Source organism: Streptomyces sp. BJ20 (assembly GCF_022869105.1).
GTDB lineage: Bacteria > Actinomycetota > Actinomycetes > Streptomycetales > Streptomycetaceae > Streptomyces > Streptomyces griseoincarnatus.
The window spans coordinates 3,973,899-3,997,127 of the sequence record NZ_CP094918.1; the positions used below are offsets into that span (position 1 = coordinate 3,973,899).

The 23,229-nt window shown below is 72.0% G+C and carries 27 protein-coding genes; 10 read left to right on the forward strand and 17 right to left on the reverse strand.

The features are described 5' to 3' along the window. Positions 1 to 8 precede the first annotated feature (8 nt). From MTR79_RS17645 to MTR79_RS17655, 3 genes are all read left to right on the forward strand, one after another. Positions 9 to 989, forward strand: a complete 981-nt coding sequence (locus MTR79_RS17645; RefSeq protein WP_244791197.1) for a helix-turn-helix domain-containing protein — start codon at positions 9 to 11, stop codon at positions 987 to 989. 152 nt (positions 990 to 1,141) lie between these two features. After that, entirely contained in the window at positions 1,142 to 1,342 is a 201-nt protein-coding gene (locus MTR79_RS17650; RefSeq protein WP_189364892.1) for a DUF2191 domain-containing protein, read from the forward strand. A 110-nt stretch (positions 1,343 to 1,452) separates the two neighbouring features. Beyond that, positions 1,453 to 3,120, forward strand: a complete 1,668-nt coding sequence (locus MTR79_RS17655) for a RecQ family ATP-dependent DNA helicase (protein ID WP_244791199.1) — start codon at positions 1,453 to 1,455, stop codon at positions 3,118 to 3,120. Positions 3,121 to 3,135: 15 nt separating this feature from the next. On the opposite strand, the gene MTR79_RS17660 is transcribed toward MTR79_RS17655, so the two are convergent. The 3 genes from MTR79_RS17660 to MTR79_RS17670 form a co-directional block, all read right to left on the reverse strand. Then, positions 3,136 to 3,444, reverse strand: a complete 309-nt coding sequence (locus MTR79_RS17660) for a hypothetical protein (RefSeq protein WP_114872683.1) — start codon at positions 3,442 to 3,444, stop codon at positions 3,136 to 3,138. A 152-nt stretch (positions 3,445 to 3,596) separates the two neighbouring features. After that, the gene (locus MTR79_RS17665; protein ID WP_244791200.1) at positions 3,597 to 4,052 is read right to left on the reverse strand and encodes an excalibur calcium-binding domain-containing protein; all 456 of its coding nucleotides are present in this window, start codon (positions 4,050 to 4,052) and stop codon (positions 3,597 to 3,599) included. A 240-nt stretch (positions 4,053 to 4,292) separates the two neighbouring features. Beyond that, positions 4,293 to 4,910: a dihydrofolate reductase family protein gene (locus MTR79_RS17670; RefSeq protein WP_244791202.1), complete on the reverse strand. Its 618-nt coding sequence runs from the start codon at positions 4,908 to 4,910 to the stop codon at positions 4,293 to 4,295. A 252-nt stretch (positions 4,911 to 5,162) separates the two neighbouring features. Between MTR79_RS17670 and MTR79_RS17675 the strand changes: the two genes are divergently transcribed. Both MTR79_RS17675 and MTR79_RS17680 read left to right on the forward strand, forming a co-directional pair. Beyond that, positions 5,163 to 5,573 (forward strand): Rid family hydrolase, encoded by a 411-nt coding sequence (locus MTR79_RS17675; protein WP_244791204.1) that lies wholly within the window; start codon positions 5,163 to 5,165, stop codon positions 5,571 to 5,573. Positions 5,574 to 5,617: 44 nt separating this feature from the next. After that, positions 5,618 to 5,884, forward strand: coding sequence for a hypothetical protein (locus MTR79_RS17680; protein WP_189364753.1), 267 nt, complete (start codon positions 5,618 to 5,620; stop codon positions 5,882 to 5,884). Between the two features lie 15 nt (positions 5,885 to 5,899). Here the strand turns inward: MTR79_RS17680 and MTR79_RS17685 are convergent, their stop codons facing one another. From MTR79_RS17685 to MTR79_RS17695, 3 genes are all read right to left on the reverse strand, one after another. Further along, on the reverse strand, positions 5,900 to 6,379 hold the full coding sequence (locus MTR79_RS17685) for a GNAT family N-acetyltransferase (protein ID WP_244791206.1): 480 nt from the start codon (positions 6,377 to 6,379) through the stop codon (positions 5,900 to 5,902). Then, positions 6,367 to 6,795, reverse strand: coding sequence for a hypothetical protein (locus tag MTR79_RS17690; RefSeq protein ID WP_244791208.1), 429 nt, complete (start codon positions 6,793 to 6,795; stop codon positions 6,367 to 6,369). The genes MTR79_RS17685 and MTR79_RS17690 overlap by 13 nt, the downstream gene beginning before the upstream one ends. 224 nt (positions 6,796 to 7,019) lie before the next feature. Beyond that, a complete protein-coding gene (locus MTR79_RS17695) occupies positions 7,020 to 7,577 on the reverse strand; it encodes a TetR/AcrR family transcriptional regulator (RefSeq protein ID WP_189364751.1) in 558 nt (185 codons plus the stop codon). Between the two features lie 268 nt (positions 7,578 to 7,845). On the opposite strand from MTR79_RS17695, the gene MTR79_RS17700 reads away from it, so the two are divergent. Continuing rightward, positions 7,846 to 8,724, forward strand: a complete 879-nt coding sequence (locus MTR79_RS17700; RefSeq protein ID WP_244791210.1) for an SGNH/GDSL hydrolase family protein — start codon at positions 7,846 to 7,848, stop codon at positions 8,722 to 8,724. A 223-nt stretch (positions 8,725 to 8,947) separates the two neighbouring features. On the opposite strand, the gene MTR79_RS17705 is transcribed toward MTR79_RS17700, so the two are convergent. Further along, the gene (locus MTR79_RS17705; protein WP_244791212.1) at positions 8,948 to 9,343 is read right to left on the reverse strand and encodes a RidA family protein; all 396 of its coding nucleotides are present in this window, start codon (positions 9,341 to 9,343) and stop codon (positions 8,948 to 8,950) included. A gap of 153 nt (positions 9,344 to 9,496) precedes the next feature. Between MTR79_RS17705 and MTR79_RS17710 the strand changes: the two genes are divergently transcribed. The 4 genes from MTR79_RS17710 to MTR79_RS17725 are packed head-to-tail and all read left to right on the forward strand — an operon-like array spanning position 9,497 to position 13,200. Beyond that, complete coding sequence (locus MTR79_RS17710; protein ID WP_244791214.1) at positions 9,497 to 10,480, forward strand: WYL domain-containing protein; 984 nt, start codon at positions 9,497 to 9,499, stop codon at positions 10,478 to 10,480. Positions 10,481 to 10,523: 43 nt separating this feature from the next. After that, a complete protein-coding gene (locus MTR79_RS17715) occupies positions 10,524 to 11,552 on the forward strand; it encodes a S66 peptidase family protein (RefSeq protein WP_189364747.1) in 1,029 nt (342 codons plus the stop codon). A 32-nt stretch (positions 11,553 to 11,584) separates the two neighbouring features. Beyond that, entirely contained in the window at positions 11,585 to 12,646 is a 1,062-nt protein-coding gene (locus MTR79_RS17720; RefSeq protein WP_244793214.1) for a protein kinase family protein, read from the forward strand. Between the two features lie 17 nt (positions 12,647 to 12,663). Then, on the forward strand, positions 12,664 to 13,200 hold the full coding sequence (locus MTR79_RS17725; RefSeq protein ID WP_244791216.1) for a hypothetical protein: 537 nt from the start codon (positions 12,664 to 12,666) through the stop codon (positions 13,198 to 13,200). An 81-nt stretch (positions 13,201 to 13,281) separates the two neighbouring features. Here the strand turns inward: MTR79_RS17725 and MTR79_RS17730 are convergent, their stop codons facing one another. The 10 genes from MTR79_RS17730 to MTR79_RS17775 form a co-directional block, all read right to left on the reverse strand. After that, positions 13,282 to 14,211 carry a sugar kinase gene (locus MTR79_RS17730; protein ID WP_244793216.1) on the reverse strand — a complete coding sequence of 310 codons (930 nt, stop codon included), beginning with the start codon at positions 14,209 to 14,211 and terminating at the stop codon, positions 13,282 to 13,284. A 50-nt stretch (positions 14,212 to 14,261) separates the two neighbouring features. Further along, positions 14,262 to 15,131: an SMP-30/gluconolactonase/LRE family protein gene (locus MTR79_RS17735; RefSeq protein WP_244791218.1), complete on the reverse strand. Its 870-nt coding sequence runs from the start codon at positions 15,129 to 15,131 to the stop codon at positions 14,262 to 14,264. Then, positions 15,128 to 15,760 carry a bifunctional 4-hydroxy-2-oxoglutarate aldolase/2-dehydro-3-deoxy-phosphogluconate aldolase gene (locus MTR79_RS17740; RefSeq protein WP_244793218.1) on the reverse strand — a complete coding sequence of 211 codons (633 nt, stop codon included), beginning with the start codon at positions 15,758 to 15,760 and terminating at the stop codon, positions 15,128 to 15,130. The genes MTR79_RS17735 and MTR79_RS17740 overlap by 4 nt, the downstream gene beginning before the upstream one ends. A 73-nt stretch (positions 15,761 to 15,833) precedes the next feature. Further along, positions 15,834 to 16,655 (reverse strand): hypothetical protein, encoded by an 822-nt coding sequence (locus tag MTR79_RS17745; protein ID WP_244791220.1) that lies wholly within the window; start codon positions 16,653 to 16,655, stop codon positions 15,834 to 15,836. Between the two features lie 2 nt (positions 16,656 to 16,657). After that, positions 16,658 to 17,803: a galactonate dehydratase gene (gene dgoD / locus MTR79_RS17750; protein WP_189364743.1), complete on the reverse strand. Its 1,146-nt coding sequence runs from the start codon at positions 17,801 to 17,803 to the stop codon at positions 16,658 to 16,660. Then, the gene (locus MTR79_RS17755) at positions 17,800 to 18,537 is read right to left on the reverse strand and encodes a FadR/GntR family transcriptional regulator (protein WP_189364742.1); all 738 of its coding nucleotides are present in this window, start codon (positions 18,535 to 18,537) and stop codon (positions 17,800 to 17,802) included. The genes dgoD and MTR79_RS17755 overlap by 4 nt, the downstream gene beginning before the upstream one ends. A gap of 40 nt (positions 18,538 to 18,577) precedes the next feature. Next, positions 18,578 to 19,351 carry a glucose 1-dehydrogenase gene (locus MTR79_RS17760; protein WP_189364741.1) on the reverse strand — a complete coding sequence of 258 codons (774 nt, stop codon included), beginning with the start codon at positions 19,349 to 19,351 and terminating at the stop codon, positions 18,578 to 18,580. A 59-nt stretch (positions 19,352 to 19,410) separates the two neighbouring features. Continuing rightward, positions 19,411 to 21,507 (reverse strand): alpha-galactosidase, encoded by a 2,097-nt coding sequence (locus MTR79_RS17765; protein ID WP_244791223.1) that lies wholly within the window; start codon positions 21,505 to 21,507, stop codon positions 19,411 to 19,413. Further along, positions 21,504 to 22,352 carry a carbohydrate ABC transporter permease gene (locus MTR79_RS17770; protein ID WP_244791225.1) on the reverse strand — a complete coding sequence of 283 codons (849 nt, stop codon included), beginning with the start codon at positions 22,350 to 22,352 and terminating at the stop codon, positions 21,504 to 21,506. Before MTR79_RS17770 ends, MTR79_RS17765 begins: the two co-directional genes overlap by 4 nt. Continuing rightward, positions 22,352 to 23,179 carry a sugar ABC transporter permease gene (locus MTR79_RS17775; protein ID WP_348538759.1) on the reverse strand — a complete coding sequence of 276 codons (828 nt, stop codon included), beginning with the start codon at positions 23,177 to 23,179 and terminating at the stop codon, positions 22,352 to 22,354. The genes MTR79_RS17770 and MTR79_RS17775 overlap by 1 nt, the downstream gene beginning before the upstream one ends. Positions 23,180 to 23,229 lie beyond the last annotated feature (50 nt).

Sequence of the window (23,229 nt, forward strand, 5' to 3'; positions counted from 1 at the left end):
TTCCGGCCATGACGCATCGGGTCGCCGTTCTCGCCCTCGACGGGGTTCTGCCGCTGGACCTTGGCATTCCCGCCCGGGTCTTCAACGAGGCGCGGGCCGCGGACGGGAGTCGCCTGTACTCGGTCGGGACCTGCTCGATCGGGGGACGGCCGGTCCGTACGCGCGAGGACTTCCGGCTCGTCGTGGAGCACGACGAGTCGCTGCTGGAGACGGCGGACACGGTGGTGATCGCCACCCAGGAGCCCACCCCCCAACTGCTGGCGACGGGGACGCTCCCCGAGGACGTCACGGCAGTGCTGAAGGCGATCCGGCCGGACACGCGCATCGTGAGTCTGTGCACCTCGGCATTCCTGCTCGCGGCTGCGGGACTGCTGGACGGGCTGCGGGCCACCACGCACTGGACGCTGTGCGAGGCCTTCGCGGAACTGTTCCCGGGGATCGAGATCGATCCGAACGTACTGTTCGTCGACAACGGCCGCATCCTCACCTCCGCCGGCGGCGCCGCGGGCATCGACCTGTGCCTGCACCTCGTACGGCGGGACCACGGGACGAGTGTCGCCGCGGCCGCCGCCCGACGGTGTGTGGCGGCGCCGTGGCGTGAGGGCGGGCAGGCGCAGTTCATCGAGCACGTGGTGCCTCAGGACGCCGACCGCTCCACGTCGGCGACGCGGCAGTGGGCGCTGGAGCGGCTGGCCGAGCCGCTCACCTTGGAGGGCATGGCGCGGCACGCGCACATGAGCGTGCGCACGTTCACACGCCGTTTCCGGCAGGAGACGGGGCTCAGCCCGCTGAAGTGGCTGGCCCAGCGCCGGCTCGCGCACGCACGGCATCTCCTGGAGTCAACGACCCTGCCCGTCGCCCGCATCGCCAGGGCCTGCGGTTTCAGCGACCCGGTCGCCCTGCGCCGCCAGTTCCACACGTACGTGGGGCTGTCACCGGCGGCGTACCGCCGTACGCACGGCGTGCCGGGGGTGACGGCGGGGCGGTGACGCGTCCGGTGATGCCCGCTCTCCGACGGTGGCCTTGCCCGGCCGGCGGTCGTGAAGTCGGTGCGTACGTCGGGCATGTGCGGGAGGCTGTGGAGCACAGGCCGCGGCCGGCTCGGAGACGGCCGGGGCGGGGTGCGACACGAGGGGGCATGGTGGCCAAGGTCAGCATCAGTCTGGACGCCGATCTGGTGGTGGAGGTGATGGTCCTGGCGGGGATCGGTTCGCCGCAGGACGCGGTCGAGGCGATCGTGCGGGACTACGTGGCCCGCGGGCACCGTACGGAGGCGCGTGCCGGGCTCAGGGAGCAGGGGTTGCGCGAGGTCGACGTCAAGCCGCGGGAGCCGGAGGGCTGAGTCGCCTCCCGCGTCGCGCGACAGCGGTACGCCGTGGCGCGCATCCCCGCCCCCGCAGCGGGCACCCGGGCCGGGAACTCACTGGTCAGGGGCTGGGAAGGGCGTACGGGATGGATGAACGGGAGCGGGGGTCCGAGTTGCGTCGCGTGGCGCGCGAGCGGTTCGGGTGGAGCGATCTGGGCGCGGAGCAGGCCGAGGCGATGCTAGAGCTGCTGGACGGCCGGGACGTGCTGGTCGTCATGCCCACCGGCTCCGGGAAGTCGGCGATCTACCAGGTTCCGACCGTGCTGCTGGGCGGACCCGCCGTCGTCGTGTCGCCGTTGATCGCGCTGCAGCGTGACCAGGTCACGGGGCTGCGGGACAGCGAGGCCCCGGACGCCGTGGCCGTGAACTCCGCCCAGTCGCGGTCGGTGACCGACGAGGGCTGGCGGGCGGTGGAGGACGGTGACGCCGAGTACCTGTTCCTCTCCCCGGAGCAGCTGGCCAGGAAGGACGTCCTGGAGCGGCTGCGTGAGCTGCGGCCGTCGCTGTTCGTCGTCGACGAGGCCCACTGCGTGTCCGCCTGGGGGCACGACTTCCGGCCGGACTACCTCACCCTCGGCGAGGCGGCCGAGCGGCTGGGCCGCCCGCCCGTGCTCGCGCTCACCGCGACCGCGGCCGCTCCCGTCCGGGAGGACATCGTCGAGCACCTGCACATGTGCGACCCCCGCCTCGTGACGACCGGCACGGACCGGCCCGCCATCCAGCTGACCGTGCGCACGTACACGGACGACCCCTCCAAGCGTGAGGCCGTCTCACGCTGGACGGCCGCGGCGCCCACCCCGGGCATCCTCTACACCGCCACCCGGAAGGACGCCGAGGCGTATGCGGAGCGTCTCCGGGAGGACGGGGTCGACGCCGAGGCGTATCACGCCGGGCTCAAAGCGGCCGAGCGGCGGCGGATCCAGGACGGTTTCATGGAGGGCGCTCCCGCCGTGGTCGTCGCCACCTCGGCGTTCGGAATGGGCATCGACAAGCCCGACGTACGGTTCGTCGCGCACGCGTCCGTGCCCGAGTCGCTCGACTCCTACTACCAGGAGGTGGGGCGGGCCGGCCGGGACGGGGAGGCGGCCGACGCCGTGCTGTTCTACCGGCCCGAGGACCTGGGGCTGCAGAAGTTCCTCACGTCCAGGTCGCTGGACACGGAGGCGCTGCGGCGGATCATGAGCACGCTGCTCGAGCAGGACGCGCCGCAGAGCCGCAGTCGTACGGCGGAGCTGTGCGGGCTGTCGCGCCGGAAGGCCGGCGACCTGCTGAACCTGCTGGAGGAGGCCGGTGCGGTGGTCGTCGAGGGGCGGCGCCGTGCCGTGCGGGCCGTGTCCGGGCGGTCGGCGGAGGAGGCCGCGGAGGCGGCGGAGGAAGTGTTCGAGCGGCGGCGCCGTATCGACCGCTCACGCATCGAGATGATGCGCGGCTACGCGGAGACGCCGAGCTGCCGCCGCCAGTACTTGCTCGGCTACTTCGGCGAGCAGCTCGACTCGCCCTGCGGGCGTTGCGACGTCTGCGAGCGTCTGGCCGACGAGCCCGGGGCGGTGGATGCCGGGCGGGCGGACGCCTCTCCCCCGGCCGGGGAGGCCGGGCCCTACGAACCGAACGAGCGTGTGCGGCACGCCGATTGGGGTGCGGGCACCGTGATGCACATGGAGGAGGACCGCGTCGTCGTACTGTTCGAGCAGGTCGGTTACAAGACGCTGTCGCTGTCGGCGGTGGAGGAGGGTGACCTGCTGACCGGCGCCTGAGGCGCGGCGTTCACCTCATGGACGCGGGCGGACGCGTACCCAGCGTGGGCGTGCGTCGCTGCCTCGGCGTCCGGCCACCGACGCGCAACGCGGGCACACCCGCTGCACCTTGTCGGCCGCGCCGCCCGACTCGGGAAACGTGTCGGGCCAGTTGACGTGCGAGAAGCGGGTGAGGCGTGAGCGGCTGAGGGACAGGCCGCAGACGGTCTCGTTGCGGCCCGGCTCCCAGGCGTGGACCTCCCCGGCGGGCAGCCTCCGGCGGCCGTCCTCCTCGTCGGTCCACTGCCCGGAGGCGGCGACGGCGTACCGCTTGCCGCGCTTCATGGCCGGCGTCCGGGCTCGGCAGGGCTGTTTCCGGTCACGACGGCATCGTCCTCACCTTCGGCGACTGCGCGTACACGGTCGGCGCCCCCGTAGCGGCGGGCGCCGCCCGCACCGGACGAGTGCCACGCGGGGCGCCGTCCCATGCCCGCCCGTTACTCGCAGCCGACGCCGTCACCGTCGCGGTCGAGGTGGCCGCCGTAGCCGGGGTCGCCGATGCGCACGGGCGCCGCACCGGCGGCTCGCGCGGCGGAGCAGTTCTCGAAGTACACGCTGCCGCCGCCTCCCCCGCCACCGCTGTGGTCCTCCTCGGCGGGCTCCGCGGTCACGGTCTTGGTGACCTTCACCTTCACCCTGGCCGTCTCCGTTTCCGTCACCGTCACGGTCGGGGCCGGTTCCGCTTCGGCGGTAGGCGTGGCGGTCACCGTCGCCGTGACGGTCGCCGACGGCTGGGCCTTGGCCGCCAGAGGCTTCGCCTCCGCCTTCGCGCTGCTGTCCTCGCCGCCCGCTCCGACGCCCATGAAGAAGGCGAGGCCGAGCGCCGGCAGCACGTACCGCTTGCGGGCCCACTTCGGTGCGGTGCGGCCTCCGGTCGTATACGGATTGGTCATGATTCCCCCGGGTGCTAGTTGAAGCCCGAACTGTAGCGATGGCGTGAAGGACATGTGAAGTCCCGGGGGTGGAGTGCTGTCGTCAGCTTGCCGTGGCCGATGGCGCTCCGTCAGCAGGCAGAGGCGGGGGCGCAGTCCGGGCCGGTCGCGTTTGGCACTGGACGACACGGCGAAGGGTGTCCTGGGCGACCGGGGCGTGTCCGCCGCCGAACGGTGCGCGCGGCTGCGCCGCGAAGGCGGTCAGCGCCGTACGTCGTAGGCGATGTGGGTCGCCGTCGTCGTGCGGGTCACGCTTCGCTGCGTGAGCGTGTGCGGCATCCCGCCGGCGAACAGAGGTGTGCCACCGCCCAGTACCACAGGGGCCAGGTGCAGGGTCAGTACGTCGATCAGCCCGGCGTCGAGGGCCGAGCTGATCGTGATGCCGCCGCCCATGACGTACACGTCGAGGTCCTTTCCGTTTCGCGCGGACGCCGCCTCAGCGCGTGCGCGTGCGGCGGCGACTGCGTCGCGCACACCGGTGGTGACGAACGTCCAGTCGAGGTCGGACGTGCGGACGGACGCGGGCGGTTCGCTCGTCACGACGACGAACGACGGCTTGCCGACCTCGCCGGCGCCGTAGCCGGTCTCGTCGTTCCAGCCCTTCGGGCCGTCGACGATGTCGAAGAGGTTCCGGCCCAGGACGACGGCGCCGGAGCGTCCGGTCGTCTCGCGGACGATGCGGCGGTCCTCCGGGTCGTCGGAGAAGGCCCAGGTGTGCAGGCCCTCCCCGCCGTCGCCGAGGCCGTTGTCCGGGCCGGGGTCGGGGCCGGTCACGTAGCCGTCGAGGGAGATCGAGATGTCAGCGATGATGCGGGTCATGCGAGTGCAGACCCGGTTCGCCGGCCGGAGTCATCGGCGGACCGGCGACGACTTCGAGCGGGGCGTCCTACGGTGGATCAGGCCGGGCCCGCGGGCCCTGGTGCCGCGCCTCGCCGCGTTGTCGTCGGTTGTCAGGGCTCCGCCCTGCTCCCTTGTCCGGTGGGGGTGGGTGTCTGGGACAATGACGGCAGCGGGAACACGCGGGCGGAAAAGGTGATGCGCCGAGGCGACCAGATCGTCAGAATCACGCGCATGACCGCCGAGATCACACGCGTCAACCCGCCTGAGCTCCACACGACTCCGGGATATCACCACATCACCGTCGTCGAGACGGGCCGGACCGCCTATCTGGCGGGGCAGTGTCCCCTCGACCCGGCCGGGGAGCTCGTGGGGCCCGGTGATCTCGACGCCCAGATCGACCAGGTGGCCGCCAACGCCCTCGTCGCCCTGAACGCGGTGGGCGCCGGGCCGGAACACGTCATCCGCTCCGTGATCTACGTCGTCAGCGACGACGTACCGGTCCTGGGTTCCGCCTGGCGACGCCTGACCGCATCGGCCGTCGGGCCGGCGTTCACCACCGCGAGCACGCTGCTCGGCGTCGCCCGGCTCGGATTCTCCGGGCAACTCGTCGAGGTCGACCTGACTGCGGCCCTGCCCCACTGAGCACGACGCCCGAACGTCACCTACCTGAACAGACCTGGAGTGAAGTGCGCGCTGCCGGCAGGGACACCGAGAGCGGTCTACGCCAACTGCTCGACGAGTGGGACCCGATCGGCGTCGCGGACGAGGCGCGGGACGAGTACGACTGCATGCTCGCCCCTCTTCCGCACCGGCTCCGGCGCGGGGCCGACGAGACCGAGATCAGTGACTTCCTGCGGTTCGAGCTGGAGGATCACTTCGGACTCGACCCACGCCTGTCAGACCCGGAGCGCATGGCCGCCAGGCTCACCTCCTGGTGGGCGGCCACCGGTTAGGGCCACCGCACCGGCTCAGCGCCCTGGCCGGTCAGGGCGCCACTCGTACCGGACGTCCGGCTCCCGCTCCTCGTTACGCAGACCGTCGGTCCACTCCTCCGCCACGAAACCGTGTCGCTCGTAGAAGCGACGCGCCGCCTCGTTGACCTGGAACGTCCACAACGTCAGCCCCGAAGGACTGCGTTCCTTCGCCACGTCCACGAGGCGTCCGCCGATCCCCCTGCCCTGCCAGGCGGGGTCGATGTAGAGCTGGTCCAGGCCGTCCCCTTCCCGCACCATCATCGCGACGACCGAGGCGTCCACCGTCGCCACCCACGTCTCCTGGCCGGGCACGACCACCTCGCGGATCCAGGCCCGCACCTCGTCGTCCGTATGCGCCCGGCGCACGCCAGGAAGCGCCGCCGTGAAGGAACGCAGCCACACCTCGGCCACCTCCGCCGCGTCGGAGCCGGCCGCACGGCGAATGACCATGTCGTTGATCTTCACGGCCCGCATGCTCTCAGATCTCCGGTGACGCCCGCACCGGATTTCCCTCCCGCTCCCCCGGCGCCCCCTGCCTGTCCACCGACTCGACCACCGTCCCCCAGGACGAGCAGCGCCGCGACGTACGGGCGCCGGTCCCCGGCGGCGACCGCGTGCGCCATCGGCGGGTGGGTGCGGAGCAGGGACTCGATCCTGGTCGGGGCGATGACCCCGCCGCCGTCCGTGATGATGAGCTCCTTCTTGCGGCCCGTGACGGTGACGATGCCGCGCGCGTCGACGGTGCCGAGGTCCCCCGTCGGCAGCCGGCCGTCCTCGTCGGTCGCGGGGTCGACACCGCCCTCGGCGCGCGGGGGAACCGAGGGTCGCCGACCCGGTGGACGCTGGGCTGCAGCCGAGGCAGGAGGCGTGGCGGGAGCAGGACGTGGCACCGTGCGGTTGCTGCCGGCCGAGGCGGATCACGGCCGCGGTCGCGCTGGTCCGCCGGGTCGCGGGGTCGCCGAGGAGGGCCGCGAGGCCACGGAGGACGAACCGGACGGCATCCGGAACATCTGCCGCTGCGGTTCGTATCCGCGGATCCGCGAGGCGGTCAGGCCGGCGCGGTCGGCGGCCGGGAGGACGTGAGGCGCGACTCGGGCGTCCCCCGGACCGCCGGTCAGGAGGTCCGGGGAGCCAGCACGTCCTGGAGGAGGGTGCCGTACCGGGACACCAACTCCCCGCGGTTCATGCGGAGGAGGCCCTGGTCCCCGGCCACCCACAGGGCGTAGAGGAGTCCTCCCGCCACCGCGGCCGCCATGCGCGCGCGGACGTCGGCGTCGGGGCCGGTGAGACGGCGGCGCAACGGCTCGACGAAGAGATGTTCGTGTGTGTCCCTCAGCCGGTCGTGGATGTGCGGCTCGTTGCTGCCGTGAACCAGCGCGAGGAAGACGCCGCGTGCGGAGCCGCCGAGGTCGAGGAGAAGCTCGGCCAGGCCTTCGCCCAGGCGGTCCAGGGGTACGTCGAGCAGCGGTTCGTCGTCGAGCGTCAGGTGCATCGTCTCCAGGAACAGCAGCTCCTTGCTCTTGAAGTGACGGATCACCAGGGCGGGGTCCGTGCCGGCCTCGGCGGCGATCTGACGGACCGTGGTCCGTGAGTAGCCCCTGCTCCGGAAGAGCTGGGCGGCGGCCGAGTGGATGGACTCGCGGGTCGACACGCTGGAGCCGGTCTGCAGCATGCGGGCCAGGATAGGCGTCCGCGCGGTTCGCAACTGCGCGTTCACACGTTCACAGGAGCCGGACGCAGATTGCGTGCGCGTTTCGAGAAGTTCGGTCAACAATGTTGACTCCAGCTCGGGGCGGCTGCACATTACTTGACGGTAGAACCAATCGGTAACCGCTCGACCAGGCACTCTTCCCCGCCCGCGACTGCCCTGTCCGCCCTGCCGGCACACTCTGCCGCCCGCCGCACCCGCAGCTCCGCCTTCCCCTCCGGAAAGGGATCACATGCAGAAGCATGTCTCGCGCCGCAATGTCATGGTCACATCATGCGCACTCGCCGGCGCGATCGTCCTGAGCCTCACGGCCGGCGGCACGGCCCAGGCGTCCGACCCGCTGCGGTACGTCGCCCTCGGCGACAGCTACAGCGCCGGATCCGGCGTCCTGCCCGTGGACACGAGCAACCTGCTCTGCCTGCGGTCCACCGCGAACTACCCGCACGTGATCGCGGACCGGACGGGCGCCCGCCTCAAGGACGTGACCTGCGGTGCGGCCCAGACGAAGGACTTCACCTCGTCCCAGTACCTGGGCGTCCCGCCCCAGGTGAACGCGCTCGGCGCGGACACGGATCTGGTGACGCTGACGATCGGCGGCAACGACAACGGCACCTTCATCAACGCCATCACGTCCTGCGGCAGCGCGGGCCTGCTGACCGCGGGCAAGGGCAGCCCGTGCAAGGACATGTACGGCTCGAAGTTCGCCGACGAGATCAAGAACAGCACCTACCCGGCGCTGAAGAACGCCCTGAACGCAGTGCGCGCCAAGGCGCCGAACGCCCGTATCGCGGTGCTGGGTTACCCCTGGATCACCCCGGAGAAGGCCGACCCGTCCTGCTACCTGAAGCTGCCGATCGCCTCCGGTGACGTGCCGTACCTGCGCGACGTGCAGACCCACCTGAACGCGGCGGTCGAACGGGCCAGCAAGGAGACGGGCGCCACCTTCGTCGACTTCGCCGAGGTCTCCGACGGCCACGACGCGTGCACACCGCTCGGCACCCGCTGGATCGAACCGCTGCTCTTCGGCACGAGCCTGGTGCCCGTCCACCCGAACGCCCTCGGGGAGCGGCGGATGGCCGAGCACACGATGGAGGTTCTCGGGCTGAAGTAGGACCCTCGGTCGACGCCTCCGGCGAGCGGTCCGTTCACCCACCCCTCGCGGGAGAACGGGCCGTTTCGCACGACGGGGAACGTGACCCCCGTCAGTTGCTCCGGGACCGTCCACGGGCGTTGCTGGACCGATCGGTCGTGGAAGTCGTGGCTGGACCGGACCAGTTCAACGACGGCGACGGCCGGATTCCGGTCCGGTCCGCCGCCGCACGTCGCGGTGTGCGCTACGCGACCGCCGTGCCTTCGAGTTCCACCATCTGACCGGGGACGGCCAGCCGGGTCACGCCGAGCATGGTGGTGGTCGGCGCGACGCCGGCGGCGCCGAGACGGCCTGCCAGGACGCCGTAGTGCTGGAACAGCAGGTCGACGTCGGTGGTGTAGACGTTCAGCCGGACGAGGTTCGCCAGCGACATGTCCGCCTCGGCGAGCACCGCCTCGACGTTGTCGACGCTGAGCGCCAACTGGGCCGCCATGTCGCCGTCGTGCTCGGGTCTGCCGTCCGTGCTCATCGCTGTCTGGCCGGAGATGTAGAGGGTGCGGGAGTGCCCGGAGACGACCTCTCCCTGGTTGAAGCCCATCCCGACCGACCACGACACCGGGTTGACCGCGTCACGTTCCATCACCGCATCTGCTCCATCCGCCGACACTGCCGTTGTTCCTGTTCTGTACGTCGGTGACCCGACCGGCTCGGTCCGCCTGCTCCGACGTCGTGCGGTGAACCCTCGCAGGAAAACATGACATCGTCGGTCATGTATTTCGCTAGGGTCTTCTCCATGCGAGCCGACCGTCTGGTGTCCCTCGTGCTCCTGCTGCGTCAGCGAGGCCGGATGACCGCGGAGGCACTCGCCCGCGAGCTGGAGGTGTCCACCCGGACCGTGCTGCGGGACATGGAGGCCCTGTCCGCGGCGGGCGTCCCGGTCTACGCCGAGCGCGGACGGCACGGCGGGTTCGCGCTGCTGCCGGACTTCCGGACGGCGCTCACCGGACTGACCCACGACGAGGCGCTCGCCCTGCTGGTCGCCGGGTCGCGGCGCGGGGCGCAGCTGTTCGGCCTGGGGTCGGCGCTCGCCTCGGCGGTGTTGAAGGTGGTCGACGCGCTGCCCGACGGCGTACGGCAGACCGCCGCGGGCGCGGCGCAGCGGCTGCTGGTCGACCCGGAGACGGACCTGCTGGCCCGGCCGGTGGCGCCGGAGGAGGTGCCCGACGCGGTGGCTACGCAGGTGCGGCGGGCGGTCTTCGGCGGGCACCGGCTGCGCATCCACTACGCCGCGGTCAACCAGCCTCCGAAGTGGCGCACCGTGGACCCGATCGGCCTCGTCACCGTCAAGGACCAGGGTTATCTGCTGGCCCGGCGGGGATCGGAGGACCGTACGTACCGGCTTTCCCGGGTGCTGGCGGCCGAGCAGCTCGACGAACCGGCCCGACGCCCGGACTCCGTCGACCTCGACCGCGCCTGGCGGGAGCGCGAGGTGCGGTTCCGTACGGGCGGTGACACCACGGAGGTGCTGGTGCGGGTGGATCCTGCGCGCCGGGAGGGGCTGGCCGCCACGGCCCTGACGGTGACCGACGAGGGGACGGACGCTGGGGGCCGGCTGCGGATGACGGTCGTCTTCCAGGACGTACGGCATGCGAAGTGGGCGGTGTGGGAGCACGCTCCGGGGGTGGAGGTGCTGGCTCCGGAGTGGTTGCGGGCGGCGCTGGGTGAGCGGGCGAGGGAGGTGGCGGGGCTCTACGACAGCACATCGCCGGAGCACTGAAACCCGCTGTCCCTCCCGCGGGAGCCGTGCCAGGATCACCCGCATGAGTGTGCGCTACCCCTCTCCCCTGCGTCCCGGTGACCGTGTCGGTGTGACCTCCCCGTCGAGCGGAGTGCCCGAGGCACTGCGTGCACGGCTCGAGGTGGCCGTCGGTGACGTGCGCGCACGGGGGTACGAGGTCGTCGTGGGGCGGTGCATGGACGGTTCGGGGCACGTCAGCGCCTCGGCCGCCGAGCGTGCGGACGAGCTCATGGCGATGCTGACCGACCCGGCCGTCAAGGCGATCGTGCCGCCGTGGGGCGGGGAGACCGCGATCGACCTGATCCCGCTGCTCGACTGGGACCGACTGCGTGAGGCGGAGCCGACCTGGGTCGTCGGGTACTCCGACATGTCGACCCTGATCACGCCGCTCACCCTGCTCACCGGTACGGCGACGCTGCACGGCAACAACCTCATGGACACGCCGTACCGCGTGCCGGAGGGGCTGCTGTCATGGTTCGACGTCGTGACCGCGCCGCCGGGCCGCTCCTTCACGCAGACACCGCCCGGACGCCACCGCACCGTCGGCTTCGACGACTTCGCCGCGTTCCCCGACGTGCGGGAGTACACGCTCGACGCGGAGGGCGGCTGGACCCGGCTGGACGGCGAGGGGGACGTGGAGGCGGAGGGCAGGCTGATCGGCGGCTGCGTCGAGACGCTGTGCGGCCTCGCGGGGACGCCCTACCTCGATGTGCCGGCGTTCGCCCGCGACAGGGCAACCGAGGGGCTGCTCGTGTACGTGGAGGTGTGCGACAGCGACGCCTTCACCGTCTGCCGTCATCTGCACGGGATGAGGCTCGCCGGGTTCTTCGAGGGCGCGAACGCGGTTCTGGTCGGCCGGACCGGCGCGCCGGACAGCCCGTCCCTCACCCAGCACGAGGCCGTCCTCGACGCGCTCGGCTCTCTCGGCGTGCCGGTCGTCGCGGACGTGGAGTGTGGGCACGTCCCGCCGTACATGCCGATCGTCAACGGCGCGTACGGGCGTGTGGTGCATTCGGCGGGCCGCAGCGCGTTGACGCAGACGCTGCGGTGACGGGGCGGGAGACGTGCGAGGAGCGCGGCGACCTGTCGCGCGGTGCGCGTCGTGCCGCCCACGGCGCCGTTTCCACCTCACTGGCCCGGTGCGGTGACCGCAGGCTGCGTGAACTCGTGGACGGCGGACGGCCGTTGGGGTCGGGCATCGGCGGAGAGCGGGCGCTGCTGGACGTCGACGGTACGCCGGTCTTCGTCAAACGGGTACGGCTGACCGATCTGGAGCGGCGGCCGGAGAATCTGCACTCCACGCGGAACCTCTTCGAGCTGCCGCTCTTCTGTCATTACGGGGTCGGCGCGATCGGCGGCCCGGGCTTCGGTGCCTGGAGGGAGTTGGCCGTACACCGCATGACGACGAGCTGGGTGAGCGCGGGGCGGTACGAGGGCTTCCCGATGCTGCACCACTGGCGAGTGCTGCCGGACGGCGGCCGGCCACTCCCCGAGGAACTGGCCGATGTGGAACGGGCCGTGGCCTATTGGGGAGGCGGGGCGGAGGTACGGCACCGCATCGAGGCGCTGCAGCGGTCCTCCGCGAGTCTGCTCCTGTTCCTGGAATACATCCCGCAGAACCTGCACGACTGGCTCGGTGAGCGGATGGCCGCCGGGGAGGAGGCCGCCGAGCGGGCCTGCGCCATGGTGGACGACGAACTGAGAACGGGCATCGCGTTCATGAACGCCAACGGGGTGCTGCACTTCGACGCGCACTTCGAGAACATCCTCACCGACGGCCGGCGGCTCTTCTTCACCGACTTCGGACTGGCGTTCTCGTCCCGTTTCGACCTGGCGCGGGCTGAGGCGGAGTTCTTCGGACAACACCGCGTGTACGACCGGTGCTACGCCGTCACGCACCTTGTGAACTGGCTGACCGTGGCTCTGCTCGGACACGGGCCGGAGGAACGCAGAGCGTTCGTGCGGGCGTGCGCGGAAGGGGCCAGGCCAGGGCAGATGCCTGCTTCGATCGCCGATGTCGTCACCCGGTACGCGCCGGTCGCGGCGGTGATGGGGGACTTCTGTCGCCAGTTCCGGACGGAGGGCCGGACGGCGCCTTTCCCGTTCGCGGCGATCCGGCGGAGACTTGAGAAGTGTGATCAGTGAGGAACCAGGGGGATTCCATGGGCTCGGTCGTGCACACGCCCGTCACGGACCCGCTGTTCGGGGAGATGGAGATCCGACTTGACCACGCGGGCGGCACGCTGCGCGTGAGCGGAGGCGGACTGCCGACGGTCGAGATCCGACGCAGCCCGGACACCGAGGTGGCGACGCATGTGCCGATCGGCACGCGCGACCCCCGCCGGCTCACCCTGCTCGTCGACGGTGTCGAGGAGACGCTCCGTCCTGCGAAGGGGCTCCTGTCCCGGAGGTCGTACCGGGTGGAGGCCGTCTCGGCGACGCGGGAACGCCGGTACGTGCTGGTGCCGGATTCCACCGACACCAGCCGCCTGCTGCGGGACAAGCGGCGGCTCGGCGTCTTCACCTCGACCGGCGACGGGAACGTCTCGGTCGAGTGGGAGAACGGTGAGGGCCGCTCAACGACCGCACCGGAGCCGTACGACGCGGCCGTGGGTTACGCCCTCGCCGCGGCCTACGGGACCGGGGCGGAACCGATGTGGCACGAGGCGTTGGACGCGGTGACGGAACTCTGGCCCTGAGGCATCGACGCCGACCTTTCGGGGCTCTCACCTCACGGGCAGGAGGCGGGAGCAGGTGGAACGGGCACAACTCCCCCGTCGTCACCGCCCGGTGAGCGACCGCCACTCCTCTTCCCGCAGGCCGAGCAGGCGTGCCGTCTCCTGCGGAGGGGGCAGCGGGCCGTGGTCCGCAGTCACCTGGAGGGCCGACGCCGCGGTGATGTGGCCCAGGCGCAAGGCGCGGGTCAGGGTGTCGCCGCGCAGCACGCCCGTCAGAAAGCCCGCCGCGAAGGCGTCCCCCGCTCCCACCGGTTCCACCACCCGCGTCCGCAGCGCGGGGACAGTGGTCGCGCCGTCGGACGTGAAGGCCGTGGCCGTCCGGGCCCCGTCCTTGACCACGACGACCCGTGGGCAAAGGAGCAGCCCCCGTACCTCCTCGGCGGTGAGGCCGCTCCCCCACAACCCCTGTGCTTCGTCAAGGCCGACGAAGACGATGTCCGCCTCGTTCGCCAGTCGCCGGAGGACCGGCGCAGCGACGTCCGCGGGCCACAAGGCGGCGCGATGGTTCACGTCGAAGCTGACGGCATACGGGCGTCGGGCGGCCGCCAGTTCCAGCGCGCGGTCCATGAGGGCGCGGCAGGACGTCGAGAGGGCGGGGGTGATGCCGGAGAAGTGCAGCATTCGGGCCCTCGTCACCGGTTCCCGGTCGAGCAGTTCCGGGCCCAGGGCGGAGGCGGCCGAGCCGGAGCGGTAGTAGTGGACGCGGGTGCCGTCGGGGCCCGGGTTCTTGACCATCAGGCCCGTGGGGCGGTGCGGGTCGGTCCGTACGTACGACACGTCGACGCCCGCCGAGGCCACAGCGGTGAGAACGCGGCGGCCCAGGGGGTCGTCACCGACGGCCGAGAGCCAGACGGCAGGGATGCCGTGGTCGGCCAGGTACATGGCGACGTTGGACTCCGCTCCGGCCACGGCGAGCCGCAGGCGGTCGGCACCTTCCAGCGGCTCGGACGGGTCGGGGGTCAGGGCGGCCATCGTCTCGCCGACGCAGACGACTTGACCCCCGGGGGGGATGAGGGCGGTGTTCACAGCGGCTCCGGGAGGGAGAATTCGGGCCGGTACGGAGCGGCGGGGAGTCCGGGCACGGCGACCCGTGTACTGAAGAGCGCTCCGTCGTCCGGGCCCGGATCCTCAAGGCCCAGGTGTGCCGAGGTGATGTGGAGGGTGTGGCCCTGGAGACACACCCCGGCCGGCTGACGGGCCGGCAGGCGCACCGAGTGGTCGAGGTTGCCGTCCGGGAGGTAACGGCGGACGGTGCCGGTGCCCCAGACGGCGATCCATACCGCGCCCTCGACGTCCACCGTCATGCCGTCCGGGCTGCCGTCCTCGACGCGCACGAACTTCTCCGGGCTGCCGAGCGCGCCCGTCGCGGGGTCGACCGGGTACCGGCGGACGAGGCCCCGGGCGCTGTCGGCCAGGTACAGGTGGCGACCGTCCGGAGTGAAGGCCGGTCCGTTGGGGGTCGTGATGCCGTCCAGGACGCGGTGGACCGTGCCGTTCGGGTCGACGCGGTACAGGGAGCCCGCGTTCCTCTCGCCGTCGTAGGACATGCTGCCCGTCCAGAAGCGACCGGCCGGGTCGGCGGTGGCGTCGTTCATGCGCATGCCCCTCCCCTCGGGTCGTGCCAGCCAGTGCGGCGTGCCGTCCGGGGTGAGCAGGCACACCCCGGTGTCCGCCGCGGCGATCCAGTGGTCGGGGTGGCCGGCCACTGGGGCCACCGCACCCAACGCGCACGGCAGTCGGATCAGCGTGCGGAGGGGCGCCGCCGGGTAGTCGGGGGCGGTCAGCAGGCGGCCTGCGAGGAGGTCGACCAGCACGAGACGGCCGTCGGCGTCGCGGATGCCCTCGCCCAATTCGAGGCGGTCGGGGCGCGTGGGCCGTAGTACGTCGGTCACCGGCCCGCCTCCCCCACGGCTGCCGTGAACGCCTTGGCGCGAGTGCGCAGGGCGGCAAGGCTGCCGCCGTCGGCCGCGTCCCCGGCCAGCGGCGAGCCGACGCCCACCGCCGTCGCCCCGGCGGCCAGGTGGGCGCGGGCCGCTTCCTCGTCGACGCCTCCCACCGGGACGAGCAGCTCGTGCGGGAAGGGACCGCGCAGCGCCTTGACGTATGCCGGTCCCCCGGCCTGCTCCGCAGGGAAGATCTTCAGCGCCGCTGCGCCCAGCGAACGGGCGGTGACCATCTCCGTCGGTGTGAACGCCCCCGCGAGTACCGGAAGTTCGAGTTCGCGGGCCGTGTTCACCGCCTCGCCGAGAGCGGGCGTGACGACGAAGTCGGCGCCCGCGTCACGCGCCGCGCGGGCGTCGTCGGCGGTGAGGACGGTGCCCGCGCCCAGCGGGCGGGCGTCGCCCAGGGCGGCTCGGGCCCGGGCGATCACCGTCAACGCGTCGGCCCCGGTGAGCGACACCTCGATCAGCTCGACGCCCTCCTCGGCCAGCGTCAGCACGGTGCTCAGCGACGCGTCGGCGTCGCCGCCGCGCACGATGGCGAGCAGACGGTGGGTGGCCAGTGCGGCCTTGAGATCCACCACGGATTCCCTTCGGTACGGGTTCGGGTACGGAGAACAGTCGGTCGGGGCGGGGCTCAGACCTGGGTGTCCTTTACGGACAGCCGCAGTCCGCGGTCACGGTGAGACGCCAACCGACCTCCCCGGAGGGCGGCACGCACGCCGCGTCGCCGTCACCCGCCTCTGCCAGGTCGAAGACTCTCCCCAGCATCGGTTCCACACCCGTGCTGCGATACGGGTGCTCTTCGGGCCAGCCGCCGAGGTTCCGCCACAGGGCGACCGACACCGGCTGTCCGTCGGCCTGAACGGACAGGGCCAGCCGGTCCTCCGGGCCGTCGTGGACACAGGCGCGGTTGGTGACCACGACCGCGCCGACCGCCGTCCCGTCGTCCGGCCCGAACCGGTCCAGGCGCAGTCCGTGCGGGGCGGGCCACTCCCCCTCCAGCCAGGGTGTGCCGACGGGCCACGGCTCCTGCAGCAGAGGTGCCGCCTCCGGGTACAGACGGGTTGACGCCCCCGGTGCCGCGTCCAGCACCGCCCCTTCCGACAGGGCGAGCAGCGCGTGGGCCGCCCAGACGAAGCGGAACCCGGGGTCGGCGGTGAGCGTGTAGTCGATCTGCGCACGGTCGCCCAGGACGCGGATGCGGCGTTCGAGACGGAAGCGCTCGCAGTCGACCCGGTCCGTGTCTCCGTCCCGGTGCCAGCGGCGTGCCCACGCGTCCCCGTGGTCGGGGGTGCCCCGCACGGTGGGGACGCACTCCTCCAGACCGCCCCCGTCGACGAAGGCCGCCCCCGGTGGGACAGCCGCGCGTTCCGGCGCGTCGCGTCGCCACAGCCATTCGCGGTCGCCCGCCCTGAGGGACGTCCAGCGTCCGCCGTGGTCCAGGTCTGCGGTGATCCGCAGCGGTGCTGCCATGCTCACCACTCCGCGAAGGAGCCGTCGGCATGGCGCCACACGGGGTTGCGCCAGGCGTGTCCGGCGCGGTCGGCGGCGCGTACGGCGATCTCGTCGACGGTGATGCCGAGGCCGGGGCGGTCGCCGCGTACGGCGTGGCCGGCGACGAAGCGGAACGGCTCGGGGTCGACGACGTAGGAGAGGAGGTCGGCGTCCTTGTTGTAGTGGATGCCGCGGCTCTGTTCCTGGATGAGGAAGTTGGGTGTGGCGAACGCTATCTGGAGGCTGGCGGCGAGGGCGATCGGGCCGAGCGGGCAGTGCGGGGCGAGCAAGGCCCCGTAGGTTTCGGCGAGGGAGGCGATGCGGTGCACCTCGGATATGCCGCCCGCGTGGGAGAGGTCGGGCTGGGCGACGGCGACGCCGGCGTTCAGGACGGGGAGGAACTCCGCGCGTGAGTAGAGGCGTTCGCCGGTGGCGAGGGGCACGGGGCCGGCGGCGACCAGGCCGGGCAGGAGGTGGCTCTGCTCGGGGACGACGGGTTCCTCGACGAACAGCGGGTGCAGGGGAGCGAGTTCGGTCAGGACGCGGCGTGCGGTGGCCGCGGTGAAGCGGCCGTGGAAGTCGACGGCGACGTCACGGTCGGGGCCCAGCACCTCGCGGGCCGCGGCGACCCGCGCGACGACGGCGGCGGTCTCGGCGGGGGTGGACAGCGGGGAGGTGGCGCCGGCGGCGTTCATCTTCACCGCGGTGAAGCCTGCCTCGACCTGGGCGGTGATCTGCTCGCGCAGCCCGGCCGGTTCGTCGCCGCCGACCCAGGCGTAGACGCGGACGGTGTCGCGGACGGGGCCGCCGAGCAGAGCGTACACGGGGGCTCCGTAGACCTGTCCCGCGATGTCCCACAGGGCCTGGTCGAGTCCGGCGACGGCGCTGGAGAGGACGGGGCCGCCACGGTAGAAGCCGCCTTTGGTGAGAACCTGCCAGTGGTCCTGGACGCGCAGCGGGTCCTGGCCGAGGAGGTGCTCGGACAGCACGTCGACGGCGCTGCGCACCACTTCGGCGCGGCCCTCGACGACGGGCTCGCCCCAGCCGACGAGCCCGTCGTCGGTCTCCACGCGGCAGAACAGCCATCGCGGCGGGACCAGGAAGGTTTCTATGCGGGTGATCTTCACTGCGTGCCGGGGCCTTCCGTCTCGTCGTCGCCATCGATCCGTTCCAGATCGCGGCCGGCCTGGTCGAGCAGGGCCCGCATGGCTGCCTCGGCGGCGTCGGGATCCTGCTCGCCCACAGCGTCGAGGACGGCCTGGTGGGCGGGTACGGGGTCCTCACTGTGCGGGGAGCTGTGCACGATGCGGTCGCGGTGGGCCAGGCCCGACTCGATGACCATCTCCATGCGTTCCAGTAGTTCGTTGTGGGTGGCTTTCAGCAGGGCCCGGTGGAAGGCGAGGTCAGCCGCGACGGCGTGGCCGGCGTCGCTGTCGTCCTCCCCCATCGCCCGGATGGCCTCGTCGAGGGCTGCGAGGTCGTCGGGGGTCCGCCGCTCGGCGGCGAGCCGGACGGCGGCCGGCTCGATGATGGCGCGGACCTCGGCGAGGTTGCGCAGCAGGGCACGGTCGGCCTCCGTGGTGCGTCCGCCCTCGAACTGCCAGCGCAGCACGTCGGCGTCGAGCAGGTTCCAGTCGCCGCGCGCCCGGACGAAGGTGCCGCGTTTCTGGCGTGCGTCGACCATGCCCTTGGCGGCGAGGACCTTCAGCGATTCACGCAGGGCCGTGAGGCTCACGTCGAGTTCGCTCTGCAGGGCCACCAGGTCGAGCGTGGCGCCTTCGGGGATCTCCCCACCCAGGATGCGGCGGGCCAGGGCTTCCACGGTCTGGCCGTGCACACCACGACGGGCGTAGGGCGTCATGTCGGAGAGCCTTTCTGCTGCGGGGTACGGTCGGCGGTCGTCATGCTGAGGCTTTGACGACGCTCCAGCCGCCGTCCACCACGAGGTGCGAGCCGGTGACGAAGGACGCGTCGTCGCTGCCCAGAAAGGCTATGGCGGCGGCCACCTCTGCGGGGGTGCCGAAGCGCCGGGCGGCGGTCCCGGCGACGCTGCGGGCTCGTTCGTCGGCGGACACCCTGTCCCAGGCCGCGGTGAGGATGGGTCCGGGCAGGACGGCGTTGACGCGGATCTCGGGTCCGTACTCCACGGCGAGCTGCCCGCACAGGGAGAGCAGGGCGCCCTTCGAAGCGGCGTAGGCGGGGTGTCCGGGAATGCCGGCGTGGGCGTGGACGGAGGAGGTGAGCACGACCGCTCCGTGACGTTCCCGCAGGTCGTCGAGGAGGGCGCGGAAGCCGAGGAAGCTGCCGGTGACGTTGACGGAGAGCTGCCGCCGCCAGGAGTCGAGGGAGAGTTCGTGGGCGGGGGCGACCTCCACGGTGTAGGCGTTGCCGACGAGCAGGTCCACGGGGCCGAAGGTGTGCGCGGCGTCCACGACGCGGTCCCAGTCGGCCTCGGCGGACACGTCGGCGCGGACGAACAGCGCGCGGCCGCCGGCGCGGGTGATGCGCGCGGCGACGGTCTCACCCGCAGTCCCGGCGACGTCGGCGAGCACGACGGCTGCTCCTTCCAGCGCCAGGCGCTCGGCCGTGGCGGCTCCGATGCCGGAGGCGGCTCCGGTGATCACGGCGGTGCGGCCCTGGTAGCGGTCACCATGGCGTCGTGCTGGCTGGTCCATCGTGGAGTCCGGCTCCTTCGGTGTGACGGTGGGGTTCTGGCAACCTGTGCCGCGGGGGTCTATTGCCTTACCAGTTCGACCAGTTCGGCGTCGTGGCGGGCGGTCCACGTGAATGGCAGACCGTAGTGGAGCAGATGGACGCCGGTGTACGCGGCGCCGGTGTGCGGGGCGTGGTAGCGGGCGGCGGGGTCGAGTCCGCGCAGCCGCAGCCGGGCGGCGCGGCCGGGGACCAGCGGGGCGCCGTCGAGCCGTCCGGTGCTGAAGGCGGCGACGACGGTGCGTGTTCCGTCGGGGGCGTCGTACTGGACGCCGCAGGTCGCGTCGTCCGGGGTGCCGAGGAGGTGTGCCTCGCCGTGGTGGATCACGTCCCGCACCTCTTTGTAGCGGGCGATCCACCGGGCCGCCTCGGCGCGCTGTTCCGGGTTCCAGGCGCGCAGGTCGGCGCCGATGCCGAGCACGCCGCACATCGCGGTGACGAAGCGGAAGGCGAGGCTGCGCGGGCGCGGGTCGAAGACGCCGGGCGCGTCGGTGACCCAGGAGCTCATCACGTGCGGGGCGTGAGCATGCAGGAAGCCGAACTGGATGCGCAGCCGGTCGAGCGGGGCAGTGTTGTCGCTGGGCCAGACGACGTCGGTGCGGGCGAGGGTGGCGTGGTCGACGCGTCCGCCGCCGCCCGCGCATCCCTCCACGGTGACGTGCGGGTGGGCGGTGCGGAGGTGGTCGAGGACACGGAGGTAGCCGGTGACATGGGCGGCGTCCAGGTCCGTGCGGTCGGCGGGTCCCGCGCCGGGGCGGCCGCGTTCGGTGGGCGGGCGGTTCATGTCCCACTTGAGGTAGCTGATGTCGTACGTGGTGAGCAGGCGGTCGAGGGTGCCGACGACGAAGTCCTGGACGTCCTCGCGGCCGAGGTCGAGGAGGAGCTGGTTGCGGACCAGGCGGGCGGGGCGGTCGTCGATCCGGTAGACCCACTCGGGGTGTTCGGAGTGCAGGCGGCTGCCCGGGCTGACCGCCTCGGGCTCCACCCACAGGCCGAAGTCGAGGCCGAGGGCACGGACTTCGGCGACGAAGGTCTCGAAGCCTTCGGGGAAGGCCTTCGGGTCCGGGTACCAGTCGCCGAGTCCGCCGGTGTCGTCGGTGCGGCCGGTGAACCAGCCGTCGTCGACGACGAACAGCTCCACTCCCATGTCGGCGGCCGCCTTCGCCAGGTCCAGCTGGCCGGCGGCGTCGACGTCGAAACCGGTGGCCTCCCAGGAGTTGTAGAGCACCTTGCGGGTGCGGTGCAGGCGCTCACCGGAAAGCCGGCGTCCGTAGCGGTGCTGGACGCTGGCCAGTCCGTCGAGTCCGTCCGGACTGAATGCGCAGGCCAGCCGGGGTGTGGTGAGGGTGTCACCGGGGGTGAGGAGCACCACGCCCTCGTGCGGGACGCGTCCGGCGCGGACGCGTACGGCTCCGCCCGGTTCGGCCTCGGCGGTGATGTGCCAGTTGCCGGCCCACTCCAGGGCCACGCCGTAGGCGGGCGACGGACCGTCCTGCGGTGCGGTGCGGTCCTGCACGGCGAGCCAGGGGGCATAGGCGTGTCCGGGGACGCCCTGGACGCTGCCCATGGTGAAGGTCCCGCGCCTCAGGTCGAGTTGGGTGCGCTGGAACTCCTGGGACCACTGGCCGGCGAGGTATGTCAGCCGTACGCCGTCAGGTGCGGGGACGTTGACGGCGGCGGAGTCGAACCGCTCGAGGCGCAGCGGTTCGCCACCGGTGCAGGTGTGCTCCGTCCAGCGGAGGACGACGTCGGTGCCGGGGACGGTGACGTAGCACAGGACCGTTCGCAGGCCGAGGACGTCGTCGGTGAAGGCCAGCCGCAGCGAGCCCTCCGTCTCCTCGGCGCCGGCGAACTCCCACCACACCCCGCGCTCACGGCCAGAGCGGGACGCCACGAGGTCGGAGCCGGTGAACGGGCGCATCCCGTAGGGCAGATACTCCGCGGGCGCGGCGTCGGCGGAGGTGAGGAAGTGGGTGCGCCGGGACCAGTCGAAGGCGGACGGGCCGTCCTCGCAGCCGTGCGGTCCCCAGGCGTCGAGTTCGGCCCAGGGTCCGTCCGGGGAGAGACGGACGGTGTAGCTGGTGGTGTCGGTGCGCAAGGTCCAGTGTTCATTCGTCACTTGACGGCTCCGAGGTTGAGGCCGGCCACGAAGTGCCGCTGGAAGCGGAGGAAGACGGCGACGGTGGGCGCGGCCGCGATGACGGAACCGGCGGCGATGACGTTCCACATGGACACGTACTGGCCCTGAAGACCGATGAGGGCGGCGGTGATGGGCATCTTGGTGTCGCTGCGCAGCACGGTGATGGCCCACAGCAGGTCGTTGAAGACCCAGGTGAACGACAGGGCGCTGAGCGCGGCCAGCGCGGGGCGGGTGAGGGGCAGGATGATCCGCCAGAAGATCTGCCAGGGACCGGCGCCGTCGACGACGGCGGCCTGCTGGATCTCGGCGGGGATGGCGCGCATGAAGCCGTGCAGGACGAAGACGTAGAAGCCGACACCGAAGCCGATCTGCACGCCGATCAGGGCGGTCAGGGTGTCGTGGAGGCCCATGAGTTCGCTGAGCTTGGACACGGGGATGAGCAGGATCTGCGGCGGGAGCAGGTTGCCGCCGAGCATGAGCAGCAGCAGCGAACGCCGGAACGGCAGCTCGTAACGGCTGAGGGCGAAGGCGGCCATGGAGGCGAGGGCGAGTGTCACCAGCACGGCCGGGATCGTCACCAGCAGGCTGTTGATCAGGGCGCGCCGCTGGCCGCCGTCGACCCAGGCCTGGCGGAAGTTGTCGAGGGTGAAGGAGTGCGGCCAACTACCGAGGCCGTTGGCGGCGATGTCGTCGAAAGAGCGCAGGCTGGTCACCAGGACCAGGCCGATGGGCAGCAGCCACAGCAGCGCGAGGGTGCCGGCGCCGAGGTGGAAGCCGGCAGTGGCGGCACGGCGACGGCGTACGGCCGCAGAGGTGGTCGTCATCAGTCGGCCTCCCGGAAGGCGCGGACGAGGTAGGAGCAGATGACGCCGAAGGCGAGGACGAAGATGACGACGGCGAGGGCGGAGCCGTAGCCGAGGCGCAGGGACTGGAAGGCGGTGGAGTACATGTACGTGCTCAGCAGCTCGGACGAGTGGTAAGGGCCGCCTCGGGTCAGTGACCACACCACGTCGAAGGAGCGGAGGGAGTCGATGACGATGACGGACAGGACGACGGCGTTGACGCTGCGCAGCTGGGGCAGGGTGACGTGCCGGAAACGTTGCCAGGCGGAGGCGCCATCGACCTTGGCCGCCTCGTAGAGGGCGGGGTCGATGCCCTTGAGGCCGGCCAGGTACAGCACCATGACGTAGCCGATCTGCCGCCAGAGGGCGGGCACGATGACCGCGTACAGGGCGGTGTCCTGGTCGGCGAGCCAGGCGTGCCGCAGGCTCCCCAGACCGACCGCTTCGAGGACCTGGTTCAGGACGCCGTCGGGCTGGTAGATCGCCTGCCAGACGAGGGCGGTGGCGACCAGGGAGAAGACCACCGGCAGGAACAGGGCGGCCCGGTAGAAGCCGATCCCGCGGCGTTCCTGCTGGAGCAGCAGCGCGGTGGCGAGGCCCAGGAGCGCGGACAGGCCGCCGAACAGGACCAGCCACAGAACAGTGTGCCAGGTGGCGCTGCGGAAGGTGTCGTCACCGGCCATCTCCCGGAAGTTGTCCAGTCCGACGAAGGTGGGCGCGGACACGCCGTCCCAGTCGGTGAGGGCGAGGTAGAAGCCCTGCAACGCGGGCCAGAACACCCAGAGGGCCTCAGCGAGCAGCGGGACCATGACGAAGGCGAGCACCAGCGGGGGTGTGCGGCGGGCGGCTCCACGGCGCC